The organism is Micromonospora sp. NPDC048040 (assembly GCF_055587185.1).
In genome coordinates this window covers 260,539-279,832 of sequence record NZ_JBVJGT010000003.1, presented here as the reverse complement: position 1 = coordinate 279,832, position 19,294 = coordinate 260,539, and the positions used below count along the sequence as shown (strand labels likewise).

At 76.3% G+C, this 19,294-nt stretch carries 18 protein-coding genes; 11 read left to right on the top strand and 7 right to left on the bottom strand.

The annotated features are described in order from the left end of the window. Positions 1 to 16: 16 nt before the first annotated feature. Positions 17 to 466: an SAV_6107 family HEPN domain-containing protein gene (locus tag ACZ6O2_RS05840; protein ID WP_350712116.1), complete on the bottom strand. Its 450-nt coding sequence runs from the start codon at positions 464 to 466 to the stop codon at positions 17 to 19. A gap of 607 nt (positions 467 to 1,073) precedes the next feature. Between ACZ6O2_RS05840 and ACZ6O2_RS05835 the strand changes: the two genes are divergently transcribed. From ACZ6O2_RS05835 to ACZ6O2_RS05805, 7 genes are all read left to right on the top strand, one after another. Continuing rightward, positions 1,074 to 2,042: an EamA family transporter gene (locus tag ACZ6O2_RS05835; protein ID WP_466022137.1), complete on the top strand. Its 969-nt coding sequence runs from the start codon at positions 1,074 to 1,076 to the stop codon at positions 2,040 to 2,042. 105 nt (positions 2,043 to 2,147) lie between these two features. Next, the gene (locus tag ACZ6O2_RS05830; protein WP_466022136.1) at positions 2,148 to 2,636 is read left to right on the top strand and encodes a YbaK/EbsC family protein; all 489 of its coding nucleotides are present in this window, start codon (positions 2,148 to 2,150) and stop codon (positions 2,634 to 2,636) included. A gap of 100 nt (positions 2,637 to 2,736) precedes the next feature. Next, on the top strand, positions 2,737 to 3,501 hold the full coding sequence (locus tag ACZ6O2_RS05825) for a monooxygenase (RefSeq protein ID WP_350712138.1): 765 nt from the start codon (positions 2,737 to 2,739) through the stop codon (positions 3,499 to 3,501). Beyond that, positions 3,498 to 4,082, top strand: a complete 585-nt coding sequence (locus tag ACZ6O2_RS05820; RefSeq protein WP_350712119.1) for a GNAT family N-acetyltransferase — start codon at positions 3,498 to 3,500, stop codon at positions 4,080 to 4,082. Before ACZ6O2_RS05825 ends, ACZ6O2_RS05820 begins: the two co-directional genes overlap by 4 nt. Then, positions 4,079 to 4,957: a carotenoid biosynthesis protein gene (locus ACZ6O2_RS05815; protein ID WP_350712120.1), complete on the top strand. Its 879-nt coding sequence runs from the start codon at positions 4,079 to 4,081 to the stop codon at positions 4,955 to 4,957. Before ACZ6O2_RS05820 ends, ACZ6O2_RS05815 begins: the two co-directional genes overlap by 4 nt. Then, complete coding sequence (locus tag ACZ6O2_RS05810; RefSeq protein ID WP_466022135.1) at positions 4,954 to 6,078, top strand: glycosyltransferase family 2 protein; 1,125 nt, start codon at positions 4,954 to 4,956, stop codon at positions 6,076 to 6,078. The genes ACZ6O2_RS05815 and ACZ6O2_RS05810 overlap by 4 nt, the downstream gene beginning before the upstream one ends. Before the next feature lie 11 nt (positions 6,079 to 6,089). Then, positions 6,090 to 7,577, top strand: coding sequence for a phytoene desaturase family protein (locus ACZ6O2_RS05805; RefSeq protein ID WP_466022134.1), 1,488 nt, complete (start codon positions 6,090 to 6,092; stop codon positions 7,575 to 7,577). 95 nt (positions 7,578 to 7,672) lie between these two features. On the opposite strand, the gene ACZ6O2_RS05800 is transcribed toward ACZ6O2_RS05805, so the two are convergent. Beyond that, positions 7,673 to 8,362 carry a CDP-alcohol phosphatidyltransferase family protein gene (locus tag ACZ6O2_RS05800; RefSeq protein WP_466022133.1) on the bottom strand — a complete coding sequence of 230 codons (690 nt, stop codon included), beginning with the start codon at positions 8,360 to 8,362 and terminating at the stop codon, positions 7,673 to 7,675. A gap of 44 nt (positions 8,363 to 8,406) precedes the next feature. After that, on the bottom strand, positions 8,407 to 9,324 hold the full coding sequence (metF, locus tag ACZ6O2_RS05795; protein ID WP_350712124.1) for a methylenetetrahydrofolate reductase [NAD(P)H]: 918 nt from the start codon (positions 9,322 to 9,324) through the stop codon (positions 8,407 to 8,409). Between the two features lie 421 nt (positions 9,325 to 9,745). Here metF and ACZ6O2_RS05790 point away from each other — a divergent pair, with 421 nt between their 5' ends. Next, positions 9,746 to 11,248, top strand: coding sequence for a helix-turn-helix domain-containing protein (locus tag ACZ6O2_RS05790; protein WP_466022132.1), 1,503 nt, complete (start codon positions 9,746 to 9,748; stop codon positions 11,246 to 11,248). Between the two features lie 9 nt (positions 11,249 to 11,257). Next, complete coding sequence (locus tag ACZ6O2_RS05785) at positions 11,258 to 12,340, top strand: polyprenyl synthetase family protein (protein WP_466022131.1); 1,083 nt, start codon at positions 11,258 to 11,260, stop codon at positions 12,338 to 12,340. A 145-nt stretch (positions 12,341 to 12,485) separates the two neighbouring features. On the opposite strand, the gene ACZ6O2_RS05780 is transcribed toward ACZ6O2_RS05785, so the two are convergent. Continuing rightward, positions 12,486 to 12,878 (bottom strand): Rv2175c family DNA-binding protein, encoded by a 393-nt coding sequence (locus ACZ6O2_RS05780; protein WP_393262817.1) that lies wholly within the window; start codon positions 12,876 to 12,878, stop codon positions 12,486 to 12,488. 164 nt (positions 12,879 to 13,042) lie between these two features. Between ACZ6O2_RS05780 and pknB the strand changes: the two genes are divergently transcribed. Continuing rightward, positions 13,043 to 15,037 carry a Stk1 family PASTA domain-containing Ser/Thr kinase gene (gene pknB, locus ACZ6O2_RS05775; protein ID WP_466022130.1) on the top strand — a complete coding sequence of 665 codons (1,995 nt, stop codon included), beginning with the start codon at positions 13,043 to 13,045 and terminating at the stop codon, positions 15,035 to 15,037. A gap of 26 nt (positions 15,038 to 15,063) precedes the next feature. Further along, complete coding sequence (locus ACZ6O2_RS05770) at positions 15,064 to 15,960, top strand: deoxyribonuclease IV (RefSeq protein WP_466022221.1); 897 nt, start codon at positions 15,064 to 15,066, stop codon at positions 15,958 to 15,960. A 162-nt stretch (positions 15,961 to 16,122) separates the two neighbouring features. Here the strand turns inward: ACZ6O2_RS05770 and ACZ6O2_RS05765 are convergent, their stop codons facing one another. The 3 genes from ACZ6O2_RS05765 to ACZ6O2_RS05755 all read right to left on the bottom strand — a co-directional run bounded on the left by ACZ6O2_RS05765 (position 16,123) and on the right by ACZ6O2_RS05755 (position 19,123). After that, positions 16,123 to 17,154 (bottom strand): threonine aldolase family protein, encoded by a 1,032-nt coding sequence (locus tag ACZ6O2_RS05765; protein ID WP_466022129.1) that lies wholly within the window; start codon positions 17,152 to 17,154, stop codon positions 16,123 to 16,125. Beyond that, a complete protein-coding gene (locus ACZ6O2_RS05760; RefSeq protein ID WP_350712129.1) occupies positions 17,147 to 18,553 on the bottom strand; it encodes a class II 3-deoxy-7-phosphoheptulonate synthase in 1,407 nt (468 codons plus the stop codon). The genes ACZ6O2_RS05765 and ACZ6O2_RS05760 overlap by 8 nt, the downstream gene beginning before the upstream one ends. 87 nt (positions 18,554 to 18,640) lie before the next feature. Then, positions 18,641 to 19,123 carry a hypothetical protein gene (locus tag ACZ6O2_RS05755; RefSeq protein WP_466022128.1) on the bottom strand — a complete coding sequence of 161 codons (483 nt, stop codon included), beginning with the start codon at positions 19,121 to 19,123 and terminating at the stop codon, positions 18,641 to 18,643. Positions 19,124 to 19,294: the final 171 nt, after the last annotated feature.

Sequence of the window (19,294 nt, the reverse complement as noted above, 5' to 3'; positions counted from 1 at the left end):
GCCCAGGCGCCACGGATCAGGCGGCGAGGCCGTCGAGCGCCGGTTGGTGGGCCACGCCGAGCGCGGCCTCCACCACCGCGACGAACTGTTCGGCGGCGCGCAGCAGGTCGTCGGCCTCCCGGGCGGTCACGACCCGCGGGATGCCGGCCTCGGCGGCGGCGCGCTTGCCGGCGCCGAGGGCGAAGAACCTGGCCCACTCGTCGAGCTCGGGGGCGACACCGGAGAGCAGGACCCAGACGCTGGTGATCCGGTTGCGCCGGGCCGGGGCGGGACGCGCCCGGGCGGCGAGCAGGGCCGCCGCCGCGCGCAGCGCGGCCAGGTGGGCGGCCGCGTAGCGGAGGCCGTCGGGGCGGGTCTGGGCGGCCTCGGCCAGCCCGTGACGGGCCACCGCGAGAAGCTGGGCGGGGGTGCGGTGCGGCAGCACGTGCGCCGGCACCGTCGGTGCCTGAGCCGGGTTGGTCGGCATGGGACTGTCTCCTCCACGTGGCCGAGCCGCCCCTGAGGGCGGAGCTGGTCCGCCGGCGGGACGCCGGGCGAGTGGTGCGGAGGAAGACGCACCGGATGGGGAGGCCGGCCGGGTGTGGACGCTTCCCCACACCACACCCGGCCGGCACAACCAGCGGGTTCGTCGCCCGCCGCCCGGGGGTCGTGGGCGGCGGGCGACGCTCCTGCCTGACGGGCCGGGCTCGCGACTGCCCGGGACCCCGGTGCGGCCCGCGGAGCCGCACCGCCCGGGACCGGCGCCGCGAAACACCGCCCCGGGCTGTTTGGAACGGGCGTTCGAGGCAATCGAACACTCGTTCTAACTACTGCTGACAGTACACCCTCCCTCCGACGAAAATGCAACGTGTGGCGCGCGGGAGTCGGCCGGCGTCCCCCACGCGCCGCACCCTTGTCGGGCGGCAGCTCCCGGCGCCCGCCGGCGCGGCCACGGCGGCGTACCGCCCCAGGCCGGGCGGGGCAACGGAGGATCCGGGGCACGCCGGCCCGCGCGGCGCACCGGCGGGCGGTGCGACCGATGTAACGACTGGTGACCCTTACGGCCCTGACGAGGGCGGCGGTAGCCTCCGCTCGTGACAACCCCCCGCCCCGCCCTCGGGGTCGCCATGGTGCTCGGCTCGGGAGCACTGTTCGCCGTCAACGGCACGGTCTCCAAGCTGGTGCTCCGCGCCGGTCTGGACGCACCGCAGCTCACCCTGCTGCGCGCCGTCGGCGCCGTCACCGGGCTGCTGGCCCTGAGCCTGCTGCTGCGCCCGGGGGCGCGCCGGCTCCGGGTCACCCCCCGCCAACTGCCGCTGCTGATCGGGTACGGGCTGACCGGCTTCTTCGCCGTGCCGATGCTCTACTTCGTCGCCATCTCCCGGCTGCCGGTCGGGATCGGGCTGCTGTTCGAGTACACCGCCCCGCTGCTGGTCGCCCTCTGGGCCCGGTTCGGCCAACGCCACCGCGTACGCCCGCGGCTCTGGGCCGGCCTGGCGCTGAGCCTGCTCGGCCTCGGTTGTGTGGCCGAGGTGTGGGGCGAGCTGAAGCTGGACGGCCTCGGCGTGCTCGCCGGTCTCGGCGCCGCGGTCTTCCTCGCCGGCTACTACGTGCTCGGCTCGCACGGCGTGGCGCGACGGGACACGCTGTCGCTGTGCACCTGGGCCTTCGGCGCCTCCGCCGTGGCGGGCCTGCTCACCCGCGCCGTCACCGTGGGCGCCGGCGGCTGGGAGCCGCTGACCGCCGACACCGACCGGGGCGTGCCGGTGGCGCTGCTCTGCGGGTACGTGGTGGTGCTCGGCTCGATCGTGCCGTACCTGCTGGTCGCCGGGGCGATGCGGCACCTCCCGGCGACCAGTGTCGGGATCGTCGGCATGGTCGAGCCGGTGATCGCCTCGGCGGTCGCCTGGGTCGTCCTCGGCGCCGGCGAGGCGCTCAACACCGCCCAGCTCGCCGGCGGGCTCCTGGTACTGGTCGGCGTCGCGCTGGCCGAGACGGCCCGGGTCGCCACGCCCCGGGCCGCCGCACCGCCCGCGCTGGACGCCGTCGCCGTCCCCCGCTGAGCCGACCGGAGCGCCGGCCCGCGACCCCGTGCCGGCCGCGCCCCCGCGAAGGGAGTCGGCGTGGCCGGGTGAGCCGGCGGCGGGCGTACCGGGAAGAATGGCGGCATGCAGCCACACCCGAACGTACGGGCGGTTCAGGACGTGCTCGACGCCGCAGGCGCGCGGGACGGGTCCGGCGCGCCGAGCGCCGTCCGCCTGCTGCCCGACGCGGTCCACACCGCCGTGGCCGCCGCCGAGTCGCTCGGCGTCGGGGTCGGCCAGATCGCCAACTCGCTCGTCTTCGAGGCGGACGGCGCGCCGCTGCTGGTGCTCACCTCCGGCGCGCACCGGGTGGACACCGCCGGCCTGGCCGCGTCCATCGGGATCACCCGGCTGCGCCGGGCCACCCCGGACTTCGTCCGCGCGCACACCGGGCAGGTGATCGGCGGGGTCGCCCCGGTCGGCCACCCGCGCCCACTGCGCACCCTGGTCGACACCGCCCTCGAGCGGTACGACGAGGTCTGGGCGGCCGGCGGCGTCCCGCAGGCGGTCTTCCCCACCACGTACCGGGAACTGCTGCGGGTCACCGGCGGCACGCCGGCCGAGGTGGCGTGAGCGAGCGGAGCGAGCGAACCATCGGGCTCAGCAGCGTGGCGCCTCGCGCCGCCGTCGAGCGGAGCGAGGCGGTGGCGTGAGCGAGCGGAGCGAGCGAACCATCGGGCTCAGCAGCGGCACCGACGGCGTGGACGGCGTCCCGGAGCTGGTCACCCTGCACGTGTGGCGCACCTCCCGCGCCGCGCTGCCCCGGGCGCTGACCCGGATGGCGGTCGACCCCCGCCGGCTGCGCGCGCTACCCGGCGTGCGGTTCGGCAAGCTGCTCGGCACCGGGAGCGGCACCGGCTTCGGGCCCGGCGACGCCGACCTGACCCGGTGGGCGGCGCTGACCGTGTGGGACTCCCCCGCCGCGTCCGCCCGTTTCGACGACTCGCCGGTGGGGCGCGCCTGGGCGCGTCTCTCCCGCGCGGCCGTCCGGGTCGACCTGCGCCCGCTGAGCAGCCGGGGCGAGTGGTCGGGCCGCCGGCCGTTCGGCGAGCCGCCCGGCGGCCGAGTCACCGGCCCGGTGCTGGCCCTGACCCGGGCCCGGCTGCGCCCCCGGCGGGCGGTCACCTTCTGGCGGGCGATCCCCCCGGTCGCCGCCGCGTTGCACGCCGCGCCCGGCCTGCTGGCCCGGTTCGGCGTCGGCGAGGCCCCGCTGGGCTGGCAGGGCACGGTGAGCGTGTGGCGTGACCCGGCGGACCTCGTGGCGTTCGCGTACCGTCACCCGGAGCACCGCGCCGCGATCATGCGGACTCCCACCGAGGGGTGGTACGCGGAGGAACTCTTCGCACGGTTCGAGGTGCGCGACGTGGTCGGTGACCGGGCGGTGCTGGGGTGGGTCGCGGACGGCGGCCCGGGAGCGGTGGAGGGTGCACGGTCATGAGGTTGGTGCGGTGGACACCGGACGATCTCGTCCGACGGCTGGACGACGTGGTGGCCGTCTACGGCGAGGCCATGGGGTACCGCACCGACCTGCTGGAGGCGCGGCGCGGCTACATCGCCACCCACGTACGCCGGCCCGGCTTCCGCGCCGTCGCCAGTCTGACCAGCGAGGGTCACCTGGCCGGCTTCGGCTACGGCTATCTCGGCGCCCCCGGGCAGTGGTGGCACGACCAGGTGTGGCGGGCGCTGCACACCCCGGCCCGGCAGCGCTGGCTGACCGACTGCTTCGAGGTGGTGGAGCTGCACGTCCGGCCGCCCGCGCAGGGGCACGGCCTGGGCGCGGGGCAGCTGCGGGCCCTGCTCACCCTGGCGGAGGGGACGACCACCCTGCTCTCCACGCCGGAGGCCGACGAGCAGCGGTCCCGGGCCTGGCGGCTGTACCGCCGGTTCGGCTTCGTCGACGTCCTGCGCCACTTCCGCTTCCCCGGCGACGAGCGCCCGTTCGGCGTGCTCGGCCGGGACCTGCCGCTGGAGCCGCCGGCGCCCGCCCCGCCCGGCCGGGCCGGTCGGGCCGCGCCGTGACCCGGCGGCTGCCCTGGACGCTGCTGGCCGTGCTGGTGCTGGCGCAGATCTGCTACCCGCTGACCACCGGGGAGACCCGGGCCCGGCTGACCGTCGCCACCGTCGTGCTCGGCTACCTGCTCTCGGTCGGCCACGCACTGCTCAGCCGGGGCCCGCGTACGGCGGCGGCGCTGGTCGCGGTGGCCACCGTCGGCGGATTCGCCATCGAGGCGCTCGGCGTGGCCACCGGCTTCCCGTTCGGCAGCTACGACTACTCCGGCGAGCTGGGGCCGAAGCTGGCCGGAGTGCCGCTGATCATCCCGCTGGCCTGGACGTGGATGGCCTGGCCGGCCTGGCTGGCCGCCACCCGGCTGACCGGCGGCGACGCCGGCGGCCTGCCAGGGCGCCGGGGTGACGCCGGGGGCCGACCGGGACGCCGGGGCGGCCGGTTCCCCGTCCGGCGGATCGCGCTGGCCGCCGTCGGGCTGGCCGCCTGGGACCTCTTCCTCGACCCGCAGATGGTGGCCGAGGGCTACTGGGTCTGGCGGGACGCCACCCCCGCGCTGCCCGGCCTGCCCGGCATCCCGGTGAGCAACTACCTGGGCTGGCTGCTCTTCGCCGTGCTGATGATGGGCGCGCTGCGCCCGCTGGCCGGGCCCGCCGTGGCCGGCACCGACGGGCGGGACCACCCGATGTTCGCGCTCTGGCTGTGGACGTACTTCTCCAGCGTGCTGGCCCACGCGGTCTTCCTCGACCTGCCCGCCTCGGCGCTGTGGGGCGCGGCCGGCATGTCGGTGGCCGCCGTGCCGCTGGCGTTGACGCTGGTCCGCTCCCGCCGCGACGACCGGATTCAGCCCCGTCAGCCGCAGCGCCCCGGCGTCGACGCGACGGCATGACCGCCGTCCTCGCGCTGCTGCTCGGCGTCGCCGCGTTGACCGCGCACACCCTGGTCAACGCCGGCCGCTGGCTGCGCCGCCCGACCGACCGGCCGGCGCCGGTCACCGAGCCCGTGGCGGTGCTGCTGCCGCTGCGCGACGAGGCCGGGCGGGTCGCCCCCTGCCTGCGCGCGCTGCTCGCCCAGCGGGGCGTGCCGGCGCTGCGCGTCGTGGTGCTCGACGACGGGTCGACCGACGGCACGGCGGAGGTGGTCCGCGCGGTGGCCGGCGACGATCCCCGGGTCACCCTGCTCGACGGGGTCGCCCCGCCGCCGGGCTGGCTGGGCAAGCCGCACGCCTGCTGGCAGCTGGCCGCCCGCGCCGATCCCACGGCGACCGTCCTGGTCTTCGTCGACGCCGACGTGGTGCTCGCCCCGGACGCGGTCGCGGCGGCGGTCACCGAGCTGCGCGCCGCGCGGGTGACGCTGCTGTCTCCGTACCCCCGGATCCTGGTGGCGACGGCGGCCGACCGGCTGGTCCAGCCGCTGCTGCAGTGGCTGTGGCTGACCTTCCTGCCGCTGCGGGCGATGGAGCGCTCGCCGCGGCCGTCGCTGGCCGCCGCGGGCGGGCAGTTCCTGGTGGTGGACCGGGCGGGCTACGACGCGGCCGGAGGGCACGCCGCCGTCGCGGACAGGATCCTGGAGGACATCGAGCTGGCCCGCGCGGTCAAGCGGGCCGGCGGCCGGATCGCCCTCGCCGACGGCTCCCGGCTGGCCGCCTGCCGCATGTACGAGGACTGGCCGCAGCTGCGCGACGGCTACTCGAAGTCGCTCTGGGCGACCTTCGGCCACCCGGGCGCGGCGGCCCTGGTGGTCGCGGCGCTGCTCCTGCTCTACACCGCTCCCCCGCTGCTGGCGGTGGTGCTCGCCCCGATTTCCCCACGGGCGTCGGCGGTCGCGCTGGTCGCCTACCTGCTGGGCGTGGCCGGACGGGTGGTCAGCGCCCGGGCGACCGGCGGGCGGTGGTGGCCCGACGCGCTGGCACACCCCGTGTCGGTCGTGGTCCTCGGCTGGCTGACCCTGCGGTCGTACCATCTGCGGAAGCGGCGACGCCTGTCCTGGCGCGGCCGCCCCGTCACCTAGGGAGGCGCGGCATGGCGCGGATCGTGGTCGTCGGCGCCGGGGTGGGAGGGCTCGCCACCGCCGCCCGGCTGGCCGCCACCGGGCACCAGGTCACCGTGTTGGAACGCGCGGACACCGTCGGCGGCAAGCTCGGCCGGTACGTCCACGACACCCCGGCCGGCCCGTTCCACTTCGACACCGGGCCGAGCCTGCTCACCCTGCCCGACGTCTTCCACGACCTGTTCGAGGCGACCGGCGCGAAGCTCGACGAGTACCTGGACCTGGTGCCGGTGGACCCGATCGTGCGGCACGTCTTCCCCGGCGGCGGCCCGGCCCTCGACTCGTGCGCCGACCCGGCCGAGTTCGCCGCCCGGATCGGCGCGGCCTTCGGCGACCGGGCCGCGGCGGACTGGCAGCGGCTGTGGCGCCGGGCCGCGCGGGTCTGGCAGGCGTCCCACCAGGACGTCCTGCGCCGCCCGATCGGCTCCCCGCTGGACCTGGCCGCGCTGGCCTGGCGGCTGGGCGACCTGGCCGCCATCGGGCCCGGCCGGACGCTGCGCGGGCTGGGCCGGCGGCACCTGTCCGACCCCCGGCTGCGGATGCTGCTCGACCGGTATGCCACCTACACCGGCGCCGACCCGCGCCGCGCGCCGGCCGCGCTGGTCGCCGTGCCGTACGCCGAACTGGCCTTCGGCGGCTGGTACCTGCGCGGCGGGCTGGGCACGCTCGCCGACGCGCTGCTGACCCGCTGCCTGGACCTCGGCGTGGTCGTGCAGACCGGCGCCACGGTCACCCGGATCGACGCCGCGGGCGGCCGGGTGCACGGCGTACGCCTGCGCGGCGTCACCGCGCCGGTCCCCGCCGACGTGGTGGTGGCCAACGTCGACGCGCTGACCCTCTACCGGGACCTGCTGCCCAGCCCGCGTCGGCTGGCCGGGCTGACCGACCGCAGCCTGGCCGGCTTCGTGCTGCTGCTCGGCGTCGCCGGGGGCTCGGGGCTGGCCCACCACACCGTGTTCTTCCCCCGCGACTACGACGCCGAGTTCGACGCGGTCTTCGGCCAGCCGGGGCGCGGCGTGCGCGCCCGACCGGCGGCGGACCCCACCGTCTTCGTCACCGTGGCCGACGACCCGATGGTCCGTCCGGCCGGCCACGAGGCGTGGTTCGTGCTGGTCAACGCGCCCCGGCACGGCACCGCCGCCGGCGCGGTCGACTGGCGTCGGCCCGGCCTCGCCGAGGCGTACGCCGACCGGGTCCTCGACGTGCTGGCCGAGCGCGGCGTCGACGTGCGGGACCGGCTGGTGTTCCGGGAGGTCCGCACCCCGGCCGACCTGGCCGACGCGACGGGTGCCCCGGGTGGGTCGATCTACGGCACCGCCGGCGGCCTGCTCCGCCCGGCCAACCGGGGCCCGGCGCACGGGCTGTGGCTGGTCGGCGGCTCCAGCCACCCCGGGGGCGGCCTGCCGATGGTGACGCTCTCCGCCCAGATCGTCGCCGACGAGATCGGCCCCGCCTGGTAGGGCCGGTGCGCGGAAGGGCACCTTCCCGACATCCGGGCGGCGGTCAGCACTGCGCGCGGGCGGCGCGCGGGCGGCACTGCGCGGGCAGCGCGCGGTCAGCCGGCGTCGATCAGGGCGCGGCGGACGGCGGAGAGGAGTTGGCCCAGCCCGAAGCCGGCCAGCAGCACCCAGACGGCGGTCGCCATGGTGATGGTGCCGGCCGCCAGGTCCGGCTCGATCAGCCCGGTCAGCCCGGCCAGCAGCAGCCCGACCAGGGCGACCGAGACCCGGGTGGGGCGCTCCCCCACGGTCACCGCGCCGATCTCCCGCATGCCGGCGGAGACGGCGCGGGCGCGCACGTACTCGTGCAGCCAGGAGAGCGCGCCGGCGGTCGCGACGAGCGCCCCGGGCGCCCCGATCAGCCAGAACGCGGCCAGCCAGGCGACCTCGCCGAGCCGATCGGCCAGCGAGTCGTAGACGTAGCCGAGCCGGGTGGTGCGGTTCGTGGCCACCGCCACCGCGCCGTCGACGCTGTCCGCCACCGCGGCGAGCAGCACGAACAGCGCCCCGAGGAAGGGGCCGTCCTGCGGCCGTGCGGCGAACAGGGGCACGCAGGCGCAGAGCAGCACGCCGACCACGGTGACCGGCGTCGGGCCGACCCGGAGCCGGCCCAGCACGAACCCGACGTGGTAGGCGAACCGCAGCCAGGCGCGGACGACCGGGGCCGCCGCCCGCGGGTCGAAGCCCCCGTGCAGCCGGGCCCAGGCCGTGGCGTAGTCGTCCCAGTTCAGCTGTGTGCCCACCACGGATCAACCGTCGCAGCGGCGCTCAGGTGTCGCGGCATGTGCGGTCACACCCGCGCGCCGACCTGGAGGTTGCGCCAGACCTCGCGGGTCGCGGTGGAGCGGTTGAGGGTGATGAAGTGGATCCCCGGCACGCCCTCGTCGAGCAGCCGCCGGCACATCTCGCTGGCCTGCTCGATGCCGAGCCGGCGCACCGCCTCCGGGTCGTCGGCGATCGCCGAGAACCGCTCGGCCAGGGCCGGCGGGAAGGGCGCCCCGGAGAGCTGCACGGAACGCTCGATCGTGCCGATCTGGGTCACCGGCATCACGCCGGCCAGGATCGGGGTGTCGCAGCCGGCCGCGGCGACCCGGTCGCGCAGCCGCAGGTAGTCGTCGGCGTCGAAGAACATCTGGGTGATCGCGAACTCGGCGCCGGCCCGGCACTTGCGGACGAAGTGCTCCGTGTCGCTGGCCACGTCGGGCGAGCGCGGGTGCTTGTACGGGAACGCCGCCACCCCCACGCTGAAGTCGCCGGCGTCGCGTACCAGGCGGACCAGCTCCTCGGCGTAGAGCACGCCCTCGGGATGGCGGACCCACTCGCCGCCCGGGTTGCCCGGCGGGTCGCCCCGCACGGCGAGCACGTTGCGCACCCCGACCCCGGCGAGCCGGCCGATGACGTGGCGCAGCTCGGCGATGGAGTGGTCGACCGCGGTCAGGTGGGCCATCGGCAGCAGGGTGGTCTCGGTGGCGATCCGCTCGGTGACCGCGACCGTGGTGTCGCGGGTCGACCCGCCCGCGCCGTAGGTGATCGAGACGAACGAGGGACGCAGCGACTCCAGCTCGCGGATCGCCTGCCACAGCAGCCGCTCGCCCTGCTCGGTCTTGGGCGGGAAGAACTCGAACGAGAAGGTCGGCTGGTGGTCACGGATCAGCTCCCCGATCGCCGGCTGCGGATTGGGGAGGACCGAGGGAAGACCGAGCGCCACCCCACGACTCTAGCGGGCGGGGCACGCCGCGCCGGAGACCTTCCCACAGCGGGGGACGCCGGCCGCGCGCGGGCCGACGCGCCCCACCGCACCGGGACCGAGCGGCCGGCGCCGGCCGACGCCCGCCCCGCGACCCGGGGGCCGAACGGTCCGCGCGGGGCGGTGCCCGAGCCGCAGGGCGTCGACTGCTCCCCGGACCGGCCTGCCGGGAGACAGGTCGCCGGCGCGGGACGGCCCCGGGTCCACCCGGCCGGGGCCGGAAAGCGTCGTACCCCCGGAGTAGTCATGGTGCAGCGCGGGGCGGGCCGGCCGGAGGTCGACCTGCCGGGGGCACGCGCGGGGGTCAGCCTTCCACCGGTGACGCACGGGTCCCGTCCGGGCCTGCGCCGCCGCCCGCGCCGACGCCCCGCCCGGAGGACCGATGACGCCGCCCCCACCCGCTCCGCAGTTGCTCGGGCCGCTGCTCGCCCAACTCCGGTTGGCCCGGGGCTGGAGCCAGTTACGGCTCGCGGTCGAGCTCTGCGCCGCCTCCGCGGTGCCGACGCTCAGCCGGCACGAGGTCTCCCGGTGGGAACGGCAGCTGCGCGTCCCCGGCGAGTTCTGGCTCGGCTGGCTCGCCGTCGTCCTCGCGGTGCCGCTCGACCTGCTGGCCGACGCCGCGGCCCGCACCCGGCGCCTCGGTCCGCCGCCGTCCTTCGGCGGGTCCCGGTCCCGGGCGGCGCTGCTCGCCCTGGCCCAGCGCTGGCTGGTCGACCCGCGCGCCGCGCTGCTGCCCGGCGCGCCCGCCCGACCGACCGACGACCCGGGCGACGCCGAGGCCTGCCCGGCCGGGTCCGGGCAACCGGCCGACGACCGGGACCGCCCAGTCGGGTCCGACGCACCGCCTCGGGGCCCGGCCCGGCCGGCGGCTGCGGTGGTGGCCGACCGCCCCGGGCCCCACCCGGCCCGGCCGCGTGCCCGGCCGGTGCGGCTGGCGGAGCTGCGCCGGCTCGACGACCTCGCCGGCGGGGCCGACCTGGCCGGGCTCGGGGCGTACCGGCTGGGGCGGGCGGTGCGGGCGTTGGCGGGGTGCGGGCCGGCCGCGCGCCGCCGGCTGCTGCCCGAACTGGCCGAGTCGGCCCAGCTCGCCGGCTGGCTCGCCGCCGATGCCGGGGACGCGGCCGGCGCGCTGGACGCCTACCGGCTGGCGTTACGCGCCGCCGCGACCGCCGGTGACCCGGCGTTCGCCGGGCACGTGCTCGGCTCGGCCAGCCACCTGCTCGCCGGCGTGGGCGACCCGGAGGGCGCGCTGGTGCTGGCCCGCACGGCGTACGCCGGGGCGCGGCCGTGGGCCACCCCCGGCCTGCGCGCCCTGCTGCTGCACCGGGTGGCGCTGGCCGCGGCGGCCGGGGGTCGGGCCGGGGCGGCGCGGCAGGCGCTCGAGGCGGCCCGCCGCGTGACCGATGCGCCGGAGCCGGGTCGGGAGCCGCCGTGGCTCTACTGGCTCGACGGCCTGGAGCTGGCGGCGATGACCGGGCGCACGCTGGTCGCGCTGGGCCGGCCGCGACCGGCCGAGGCGCCGCTGCACGCCGTCCGGCAGCCCGGTCGCCCGCGCACCTCGGCGATCTACGGCGGCTGGTTGGCCCGCGGCTATCTCCAGCTCGGCGAGGTGGAGCGGGCCTGCGCCGTGGCCGGCGAGGCGCTGCTCGACGCGGTCCGCGCCGGGTCGCCCCGGGCGCTGGGCCACCTGGCCGAGGTGCGGCGGCGGCTGGCCGGGCACGGCGACGAGCCGGCCGTCCGGCGCTACCGGGCGCTGGTCGCGACTGCCGGCCCGTACCTGCCCCGCCCTGGGTCGCCGCCCGGACCGGGCGGCCGGCGGGGTCCGGCGACGCGCACGGCGCGTCGGCCCCCCGGCGGTGCGACGGGGTCGAGCCCGACCGGCTAGCGTCGTGGGGTGACCCACGCTGCTCCCGTTTCCCCGGTCGACCGTGCCGGGCTGCGTCAACGCATCGACAAGGCCCTGGCCGAGTTCCTGGCCGACCAGCGCACCTGGATGACCGGCGTCGACGACGCCCTGATGCCGGTCGCCGAGGCGATCGAGGCGTTCGTGCTGGGCGGCGGCAAGCGGCTGCGGCCGGCGTTCGCCTACTGGGGCTACCGGGGCGCCGGCGGGGTGGACTCCGACCAGGTCGTCACCGCTCTCGCTGCGCTGGAGTTCGTGCAGGCCAGCGCGCTGATCCACGACGACCTGATGGACCGCTCCGACACTCGGCGCGGGGAGCCGGCGGTGCACCGCCGGTTCGCGGCCCGGCACCAGGCGGCCGGCTGGGGCGGCGACGCGAACGGCTTCGGCGACGCCGCGGCCATCCTGCTGGGCGATCTCTGCCTGGTCTGGTCGGACGGGCTGCTGCACTCCTCCGGGCTGGACCCGCGCACGGTCGCCCGCGCCCGGCCCGTCTTCGACGAGATGCGCACGGAGGTCACCGTCGGCCAGTACCTCGACGTGCTGACCCAGGCCACGGGCGACACCTCGCTGGAGCGGGCCGGCAAGGTCGCCCGCTACAAGTCGGCGAAGTACACGGTCGAGCGGCCGGTACTGCTCGGCGCCGCGCTGGCCGACGCGCCGGCCGAGGTCCTGGCGGCGTACTCCGGGTACGGGCTGCCGTTGGGCGAGGCGTTCCAGCTCCGCGACGACGTGCTGGGGGTGTTCGGCGACCCGGCCCAGACCGGCAAACCCGCCGGCGACGACCTGCGCGAGGGCAAGCGGACCTATCTGGTGGCGGCGGCCCTGGAGGCGACGGACGAGGCGGGGCGCGAACTGCTGCTCGGCGGTCTCGGCGATCCCGGGCTGGACGAGACCGGGGTCGCCCGGCTGCGGGAGATGATCAGCGACAGCGGCGCGCTGGCGCGTACCGAGCAGCGGATCGCCGCGCTGACCGACGCCGCGCTGACCGCGCTGGCCACGGTCGACCTGGAGACCGAGGCCCGGCAGGCCCTGGTCGACCTGGCCATCGCCGCCACCCGCCGCACAGACTGACCGCGCCCCACCCACCCCACCGCCCGCCCCCGGCCCACCCCGCGCCGCGATCTTGCACGTTCGGCCCGCATTTTGTCCCGTGTAGCCGGAAATGCCGGGGCGCAAAGTGCAAGATCGCGGGGATGGAGGGACGGGAGGGGGAGGGTTAGAAGCCGAGGGCTTGGGCGCGGCGCTTGATCTCGCGGGCCTGGTCGCCGGCGAGCGCCTTCGCGGGGGTGGCGCCGGGGAGGGTCTCGTCCGGCTCGTAGAGCCAGCGCAGCGCGGCCTCGTCGTCGTAGCCGGCGTCGGCCAGCAGGTTGAGCACGCCGGGCAGGTGCTTGAGCACGGTCTTGTTGGCCACCAGGTCGGTCGGGATCCGGCGGACGCCGTCGCGGCGCACCGCGATCAGCTCGCGGTCCCGGATCATCTGGTGGACCTTGCTGATCGACACGTCGAGGCGCTCGGCCACGTCCGGCAGGGTCAGCCAGTCGGCGGCGTCGGCGGGGCCGGCGGTCTCGGGGGCGGGCACGGCCCGGTCGGCGGGTACGGAGTCGGTCACCCGACCACCCTGCCATGCCCCGGCCGGGCGGGACCAACGGCACCCCGTCAAGGCGGCTGAGCAGGTCGGACAGGCGGCGCGAGCGCGACGGGAAGGCTTCCGTCGTAGCCCGGCTGTACCATCCTGTTCAACCTTCACCCTCCGGGCACATAGACTCCCTGCCGATGGACACACAGGTCGCCGACACGTTGCTGGGCTCGCTGATCGACGGGCGCTACCGCATCCGCGGTCGCGTGGCTCGTGGCGGCATGGCGACCGTGTACACCGCCACCGACGAGCGCCTCGAGCGCACCGTGGCGGTCAAGATCATTCATCCGTCCCAGGCGCCCGAGACCCAGGCCCGGGCGGCGGGCTTCGTGGAGCGGTTCACCGACGAGGCGAAGACGATCGCCCGGCTGACCCACCCGAACGTGGTCGCGGTCTACGACCAGGGCACCCACGCCGGCCTGCCCTACCTGGTGATGGAGTACGTCCGCGGCCGCACCCTGCGCGAGGTGCTCGCCGAGCGGCGGAGGCTCGACCCCGACGAGGCGCTGGCCATCGCCGAGCAGATGCTCGCCGCGATCGCCGCCGCGCACCGGGCCGGGCTGGTGCACCGCGACGTGAAGCCGGAGAACGTGCTGGTCGCCGAGGCACCCACCGGCGGCACGGGCAACCTCGTCGACAGCGTGGTCAAGGTCGCCGACTTCGGGCTGGCCCGGGCCGTCGAGGCGAGCGCCGACGACGAGAACGGCAACCAGCTGATGGCCACGGTCGCGTACGTCGCCCCGGAGCTGGTCACCGAGGGGCACGCCGACCCCCGCACCGACGTCTACTCCGCCGGCATCGTGCTGTTCGAGATGCTCACCGGCCGGGTGCCCTACGACGGGGACCGGCCGATCGACGTCGCCTGGCAGCACGTCGACCGGGACGTCCCGGCGCCGTCGACGCTGGTGCCCGGCCTGCCCAAGGTGCTGGACGACCTGGTCGCCCGGGCCACCCGGCGTGATCCGGGCGCCCGGCCGACCGACGCGGGCGCGCTGCTGTCCGAGGTGCAGGTGGCCCGGGACGACCTGGGCAACGCGACCACGCGTACCGCCGTGTTGCGCCGGGTGACCGACGAGCCGGCGGTGGCCCAGCCGACGATGGTGGTCGCGGCGGTCCAGCCGGCCGAGCGGCCGGCCTGGGCCCGGCTGCCCGACGGCGGCGCTCCGCGGGCGGGCCGCCGCCGGGCCGCCGCGGCCGAGGAGGGCGAGAGCGTGGGGTCGCGGCTGTCCGCGCTGCGCGCCCGGGTGATGGGCGACCCGCGCGGCCGGATGGCGGTCATCGCCGCTCTCGTGGTGCTGGGCCTCGTGGCCGCCGGGGGCGGCTGGTGGTTCGGGGTCGGCCGCTACACGGTGGCGCCGCAGCTGGTGACCCTGAGCAAGGCCGACGCGGAGGCGCAGGCCGCCCGCGCCGGCTTCACCCTCGCCTACGCCGAGCCGCGCTACGACGAGAAGGTCCCGAAGGACGCCGTCCTGGCGCAGGATCCGGTCTCCGCCACCCGCATCGTCAAGGGCGGCACGATCACGCTGACCCTCTCGCTGGGGCCGGAGCGTTTCCCGGTGCCCGACGTGGTCGGCAAGGAGTTCGAGCTGGCCGAGGCGGACCTGCTCGACGCGAAGCTGGTGGTGGCGAAGGGCACCGCCCGCTACGACGACAACCTGCCCGCGGGCGTCGTGGTGGACACCAACCCGAAGGTGGGCACCGAGGTCAAGCCGGGCGACAAGGTCACCGTGATCCTGAGCAAGGGCAAGGCCCCGATCTCGGTGCCGAACCTGGTCGGCAAGAGCCTGACCGAGGCCCGGACGATCCTCGCCCAACTGGGCCTGGTGCTGGTCGAGCCGCCCACCTACAAGGACTCCGACAAGCCCAGGGACGAGGTCCTCGGGCAGAGCCCGGCGGACGGCACCGGGGTGGAGCGCGGCGCCAAGGTCAAGCTGGAGATCAGCAAGGGCCCGCCGCTGGTCCCCGTGCCCCGGGTCATCGACCTGCCGTGCCAGCAGGCCAAGCAGGTGCTGGAGAGCCAGCAGTTCCCGGTGGTGATCCAGTTCAACCCGAACGGCATCACCCGCTTCCAGAACCCGCCGGAGAACACGCAGGTGCCGCCGGGCACCCAGGTCACCATCGGATGCCTGTGATGACGACGAACCCGGAACACCACGAGATGACGGCGCAGGACGGGACGACGGCGCAGGACGGGGCGGCGCAGCACCGGCCGGTCGGCTCACACACGCCCACCTCCGGCGGCCTGGCGAAGGCGGCCCTGCCGTACGCCGACGCGGCCGGCTCGCAGGTCGTGCAGGTCTACGTCTCCAACTCGCGGGGCTGGGCGTTGCCGGCCGGCGACCCCGCCCAGGACGCGCTGTTCCGCGACGGCTGCGGCGAGCGGGGCCTGCCGGTCTTCATCCACGCGTCGCTGCTGGTCAACCTCGGCTCCCCCACGGCCAACACGGTCGAGCGCTCGGCGGAGACGCTGGCCCACGCGCTGCGCCGGGGCCGGGCGATCGGCGCCGAGGGCGTGGTCTTCCACGCCGGCAGCGCGGTCGACGAGAGTCACGCCGACGCGGCGATGCGGCAGGTCCGCGAGACGCTGCTGCCGCTGCTCGACGAGGCGGAGGCGGCGGGCGGCCCGCGGCTGCTGGTCGAGCCGAGCGCGGGCGGCGGCCGGTCGCTGGCCTCCCGGGTGGAACAGCTCGGGCCCTACCTCGACGCGGTGGACGGGCATCCCTGGCTCGGGGTCTGCTTCGACACCTGCCACGCCTGGGCCGCGGGGCACGACCTGGCCGCCGAGGGCGGCATGACCGCGACGCTGGACACGTTGGTGGCGACGGTCGGGGCCGGGCGGCTGCGACTGGTGCACGCAAACGACTCGAAGGACCTGTGCGGCTCGACCCGGGACCGGCACGAGAACATCGGCAAGGGCACCATCGGCGAGCCGGCGTTCGCCGAGCTGATGGCGCACCCGGCCACCGCCGGCGTCCCGGTCGTGGTGGAGACCCCGACGGAGAAGCACGTCGGCCACGCCGCCGACATCGCCACCCTCAAACGCCTGCACCCCTGAGACGTCGCCCAGCTCCGCCCCCGGTCCGACGGGCCGGAGCTGGGCGGAGTTCGGCCTGCGGCGGCCCGGGCCCACGCGCCGCGGTGGTCCCCCAGCCGCCCGGATCCCGGATGCGCCGCGTGGCCTCCGTAACGGCTCGGCCCCGCGTGCCCGCGCCGGGCGTCAGCCCCGGAGGATGCGGGTGACGACCTCGACGGCCCGGTCGATGCCGGCGTCGTCGACGTCCATGTGGGTGACCAGGCGGGCGACGCGGGGGCCGAGGACCGACACCAGGACGCCCTCGGCGCGGGCGGCGGCGGCCAGGGCGTGCGCGTCCAGCGGCGCCTTCGTCAGATCCAGCGGCACCAGGTTGGTGCGGACCGTGCCGGCCAGCACCCCGAACGGGGCGATCGCCTCGGCGAGCCGGGCCGCCTTCGCGTGGTCGGCGGCGAGCCGGTCGACGTGGTGGGCCAGCGCGTACCGGCCGGCGGCGGCGAGGATGCCGGCCTGCCGCATCCCACCGCCCATCCGCTTACGGATGAACCGGGCCCGCTCGATCTGCTCGGCGCTGCCGACGACCAGGGAGCCGACCGGCGCGCCGAGCCCCTTGGAGAGGCAGACCGACAGGGTGTCGAAGAGGGCACCGTACTCGGCCAGCGGCACGCCGTCGGCGACGTGCGCGTGCCAGATCCGGGCGCCGTCGCAGTGCAGCGCCACCTGCGCGTCGTCGGCGACCCGGCGCAGCTCGCGCAGGGTCGCCAGCGGGATCACCCCGCCGCCGCCCCGGTTGTGGGTCTGCTCCACCGCGATCGCGCGGGTGGGCACCGCCCAGTAGCCGTCCGGGCGGATCATGGCGGCGACCGCGTCCGGGTCGATGTCCGCGCCGACCGCCGGCCACGTCCGCGAGGAGATGCCGCCGTACGCGGCGGCGGCCCCGATCTCGTACGTCACCACGTGGGCGTCGGCGTCGCAGAGCAGTTCGTTACCGGGCGGCACCAGCAGTTGCAGGGCGATCTGGTTGGCCATCGACCCGGTCGGGGCGAACAGCGCCGCCTCGTACCCGAAGAGCGCGGCGACCTCGGCCTCCAGCGCGTTGACCGTCGGGTCCTCGCCGTAGACGTCGTCGCCGACCTCGGCGGTGGCCATCGCCTCCCGCATCCCCGGCGTGGGCCGGGTCACGGTGTCCGAACGGAGGTCGACGGGTAGATCAGCCACGCAGCATCTCCGCCACCAGGAAGGCCAGCTCCAGCGACTGCTGGGTGTTCAGTCGCGGGTCGCAGGCGGTCTCGTACCGGTCGGGCAGGTCGAGGTCCTCGATGCCCTGGGCGCCGCCGAGGCACTCGGTGACGTCCTCACCGGTCAGCTCGACGTGCAGGCCGCCGGGGTGGGTCTCCAGGCCCCGGTGCACCTCGAAGTAGCCGAGCACCTCGTCGACGATGCGGTCGAAGTGCCGCGTCTTGTAGCCGTTGGACGACTCGTGCGTGTTGCCGTGCATCGGGTCGCACTGCCAGACCACCTTGGCGCCGGCGGCGGTCACCTTGGCGACGATCGGCGGCAGGGCGTCGCGGACCTTGTGGTTGCCCATCCGGCTGATCAGGGTGAGCCGGCCGGGGATGTTGTCCGGGTTGAGCTTCTCGCAGAGCTCGATCGCCTCGTCCGGGGTGGTGGTGGGGCCGAGCTTGACCCCGATCGGGTTGGCGATGCGGGAGATGAAGTCGATGTGCGCGCCGTCGATCTGCCGGGTGCGCTCGCCGATCCACAGGAAGTGCCCCGACAGGCCGTACGCCCGGCGGTCGGAGACCCGCGTGAGCGCCCGGTCGTACTCCAGGGCGAGGGCCTCGTGGGAGCAGTAGAGGGTGACGGTGCGCAGGGCCTCGTCGTCGGTCATCCCGCAGGCGCGGATGAACGCCAGAGCCCGGTCGATCTCCCGGGCGATCGCCTCGTAGCGCTCGCCGGCCGGCGAGTTCTTCACGAAGCCCTTGTTCCAGTCGTGCACCGCGTGCAGGTCGGCCAGCCCGCCGGCCAGGTACGCGCGGAGCATGTTCATCGCGGCGGCCGAGTTCGCGTACGCCCGGATCATGCGCTGCGGGTCGGCGGCCCGCGCCTCCGGCGTGGCCTCCAGCGAGTTGATCATGTCGCCGCGGTAGGCCGGCAGCCCGCGCGCGTCGGTCGGCAGCGACCGGGGCTTGGTGTACTGCCCGGCGACCCGGGCGACCTTGACCACGGGCAGCGAGGCGCCGTAGGTGAGCACGATCGCCATCTGGAGCAGGGTGCGGGCGTTGGCCAGCAGGTGGCTCTCGGTGTTGTCGGCGAAGGTCTCCGCGCAGTCACCGCCCTGGAGCAGGAACGCCTTGCCCTCGCAGACCAGCGCGAGCCGCTGGCGGAGCTGGTCGACCTCGTAGGGCGCCACCACCGAGGGCACGGTGTCGAGCACCTTGCAGACCTCGGCCACCCCGGCCGGGTCCGGCCACGGCGGGGTCTGCGCGCGGGGCAGCTCCCGCCAGCGGTCCAGGCCGAGGGCCGCGTCCTCGGCGGAGTCGATGGTCGGGCGGCTGGTCTGCAGCCCCGGGCTGCCCACCGCGGGATGGCTCAGCTGATGCCACTCATGGCGCATGACAGAAAGCCTACGGCGAGCGACCGGGCGACCGACCGGCGGAGGGCAGGGTTCCGGCAGGTGAGAGATGACTCACCGGAGCGCAGGTCAGGGCGTCGCGGCCGGAGCCGGGGAGTGGCCGCCCGGCGCCTCGGCGGCGATGCACCAGTCGGCGCCGTCGCGGGTGACCGTGAACAGCAGCGGCCGGGCGACCGTGCGGGAGCCGGCCTTGACCGAGACCGTGGTGCTGACCTCCTGGCCCTGGGGGCCCGGGCGGATGTCGGTGATCTCGGCCTGGGGGACGGTGAAGTGGTCGGCGAAGTCGCCGTTCGGGCCGGTCGCGGCGGCGTCGAAGCCCTCCTGAAGGATGGCGCAGAGCTGGCTGCGGCCGGCCGCGACGTCCTTGGCGGCCATCGCGTCGAGGTACGCCTGCACCCGCTCCCGCGACTTGGCGGCGGCCTCCTCGGCCGGGGCCCGCCCGGGCTTGGTCGCCGGGTCCTCCTCCTGGCCGAAGCCGCAGCCGAGCAGGGCGAAGGGCAGGGTTCCCAGCAGCACGGCGCCCGCCGCCAGCCTCCCGTGCGTCGCGCGCATCGCCACCTCCGTCGCCGTGGACATCGAGCCCGTTGAGCGGCGAGTCTGTCACATCGACCGACGTGCCTGGCGGTCCGCCGCGCCCGAACCGGTCCGGCTGCCGCTTCCCGCCCTCGGCGGCGTCGGTCGCCGACGCCCGGGGGCGCGGGGCGGGTGTCAGGAGGCACGGCC

Bases quoted from the DNA above. Each gene is read 5' to 3' on its own strand.
- ACZ6O2_RS05810 (WP_466022135.1), top strand. From the start codon at position 4,954: ATGACCGCCGTCCTCGCGCTGCTGCTCGGCGTCGCCGCGTTGACCGCG.
- ACZ6O2_RS05820 (WP_350712119.1), top strand. From the start codon at position 3,498: ATGAGGTTGGTGCGGTGGACACCGGACGATCTCGTCCGACGGCTGGAC.
- ACZ6O2_RS05805 (WP_466022134.1), top strand. From the start codon at position 6,090: ATGGCGCGGATCGTGGTCGTCGGCGCCGGGGTGGGAGGGCTCGCCACC.
- ACZ6O2_RS05760 (WP_350712129.1), bottom strand. From the start codon at position 18,553: ATGCGCCATGAGTGGCATCAGCTGAGCCATCCCGCGGTGGGCAGCCCG.
- pknB (WP_466022130.1), top strand. From the start codon at position 13,043: ATGGACACACAGGTCGCCGACACGTTGCTGGGCTCGCTGATCGACGGG.
- ACZ6O2_RS05790 (WP_466022132.1), top strand. From the start codon at position 9,746: ATGACGCCGCCCCCACCCGCTCCGCAGTTGCTCGGGCCGCTGCTCGCC.
- ACZ6O2_RS05830 (WP_466022136.1), top strand. From the start codon at position 2,148: ATGCAGCCACACCCGAACGTACGGGCGGTTCAGGACGTGCTCGACGCC.
- ACZ6O2_RS05840 (WP_350712116.1), bottom strand. From the start codon at position 466: ATGCCGACCAACCCGGCTCAGGCACCGACGGTGCCGGCGCACGTGCTG.
- ACZ6O2_RS05770 (WP_466022221.1), top strand. From the start codon at position 15,064: ATGACGGCGCAGGACGGGACGACGGCGCAGGACGGGGCGGCGCAGCAC.
- ACZ6O2_RS05755 (WP_466022128.1), bottom strand. From the start codon at position 19,123: ATGCGCGCGACGCACGGGAGGCTGGCGGCGGGCGCCGTGCTGCTGGGA.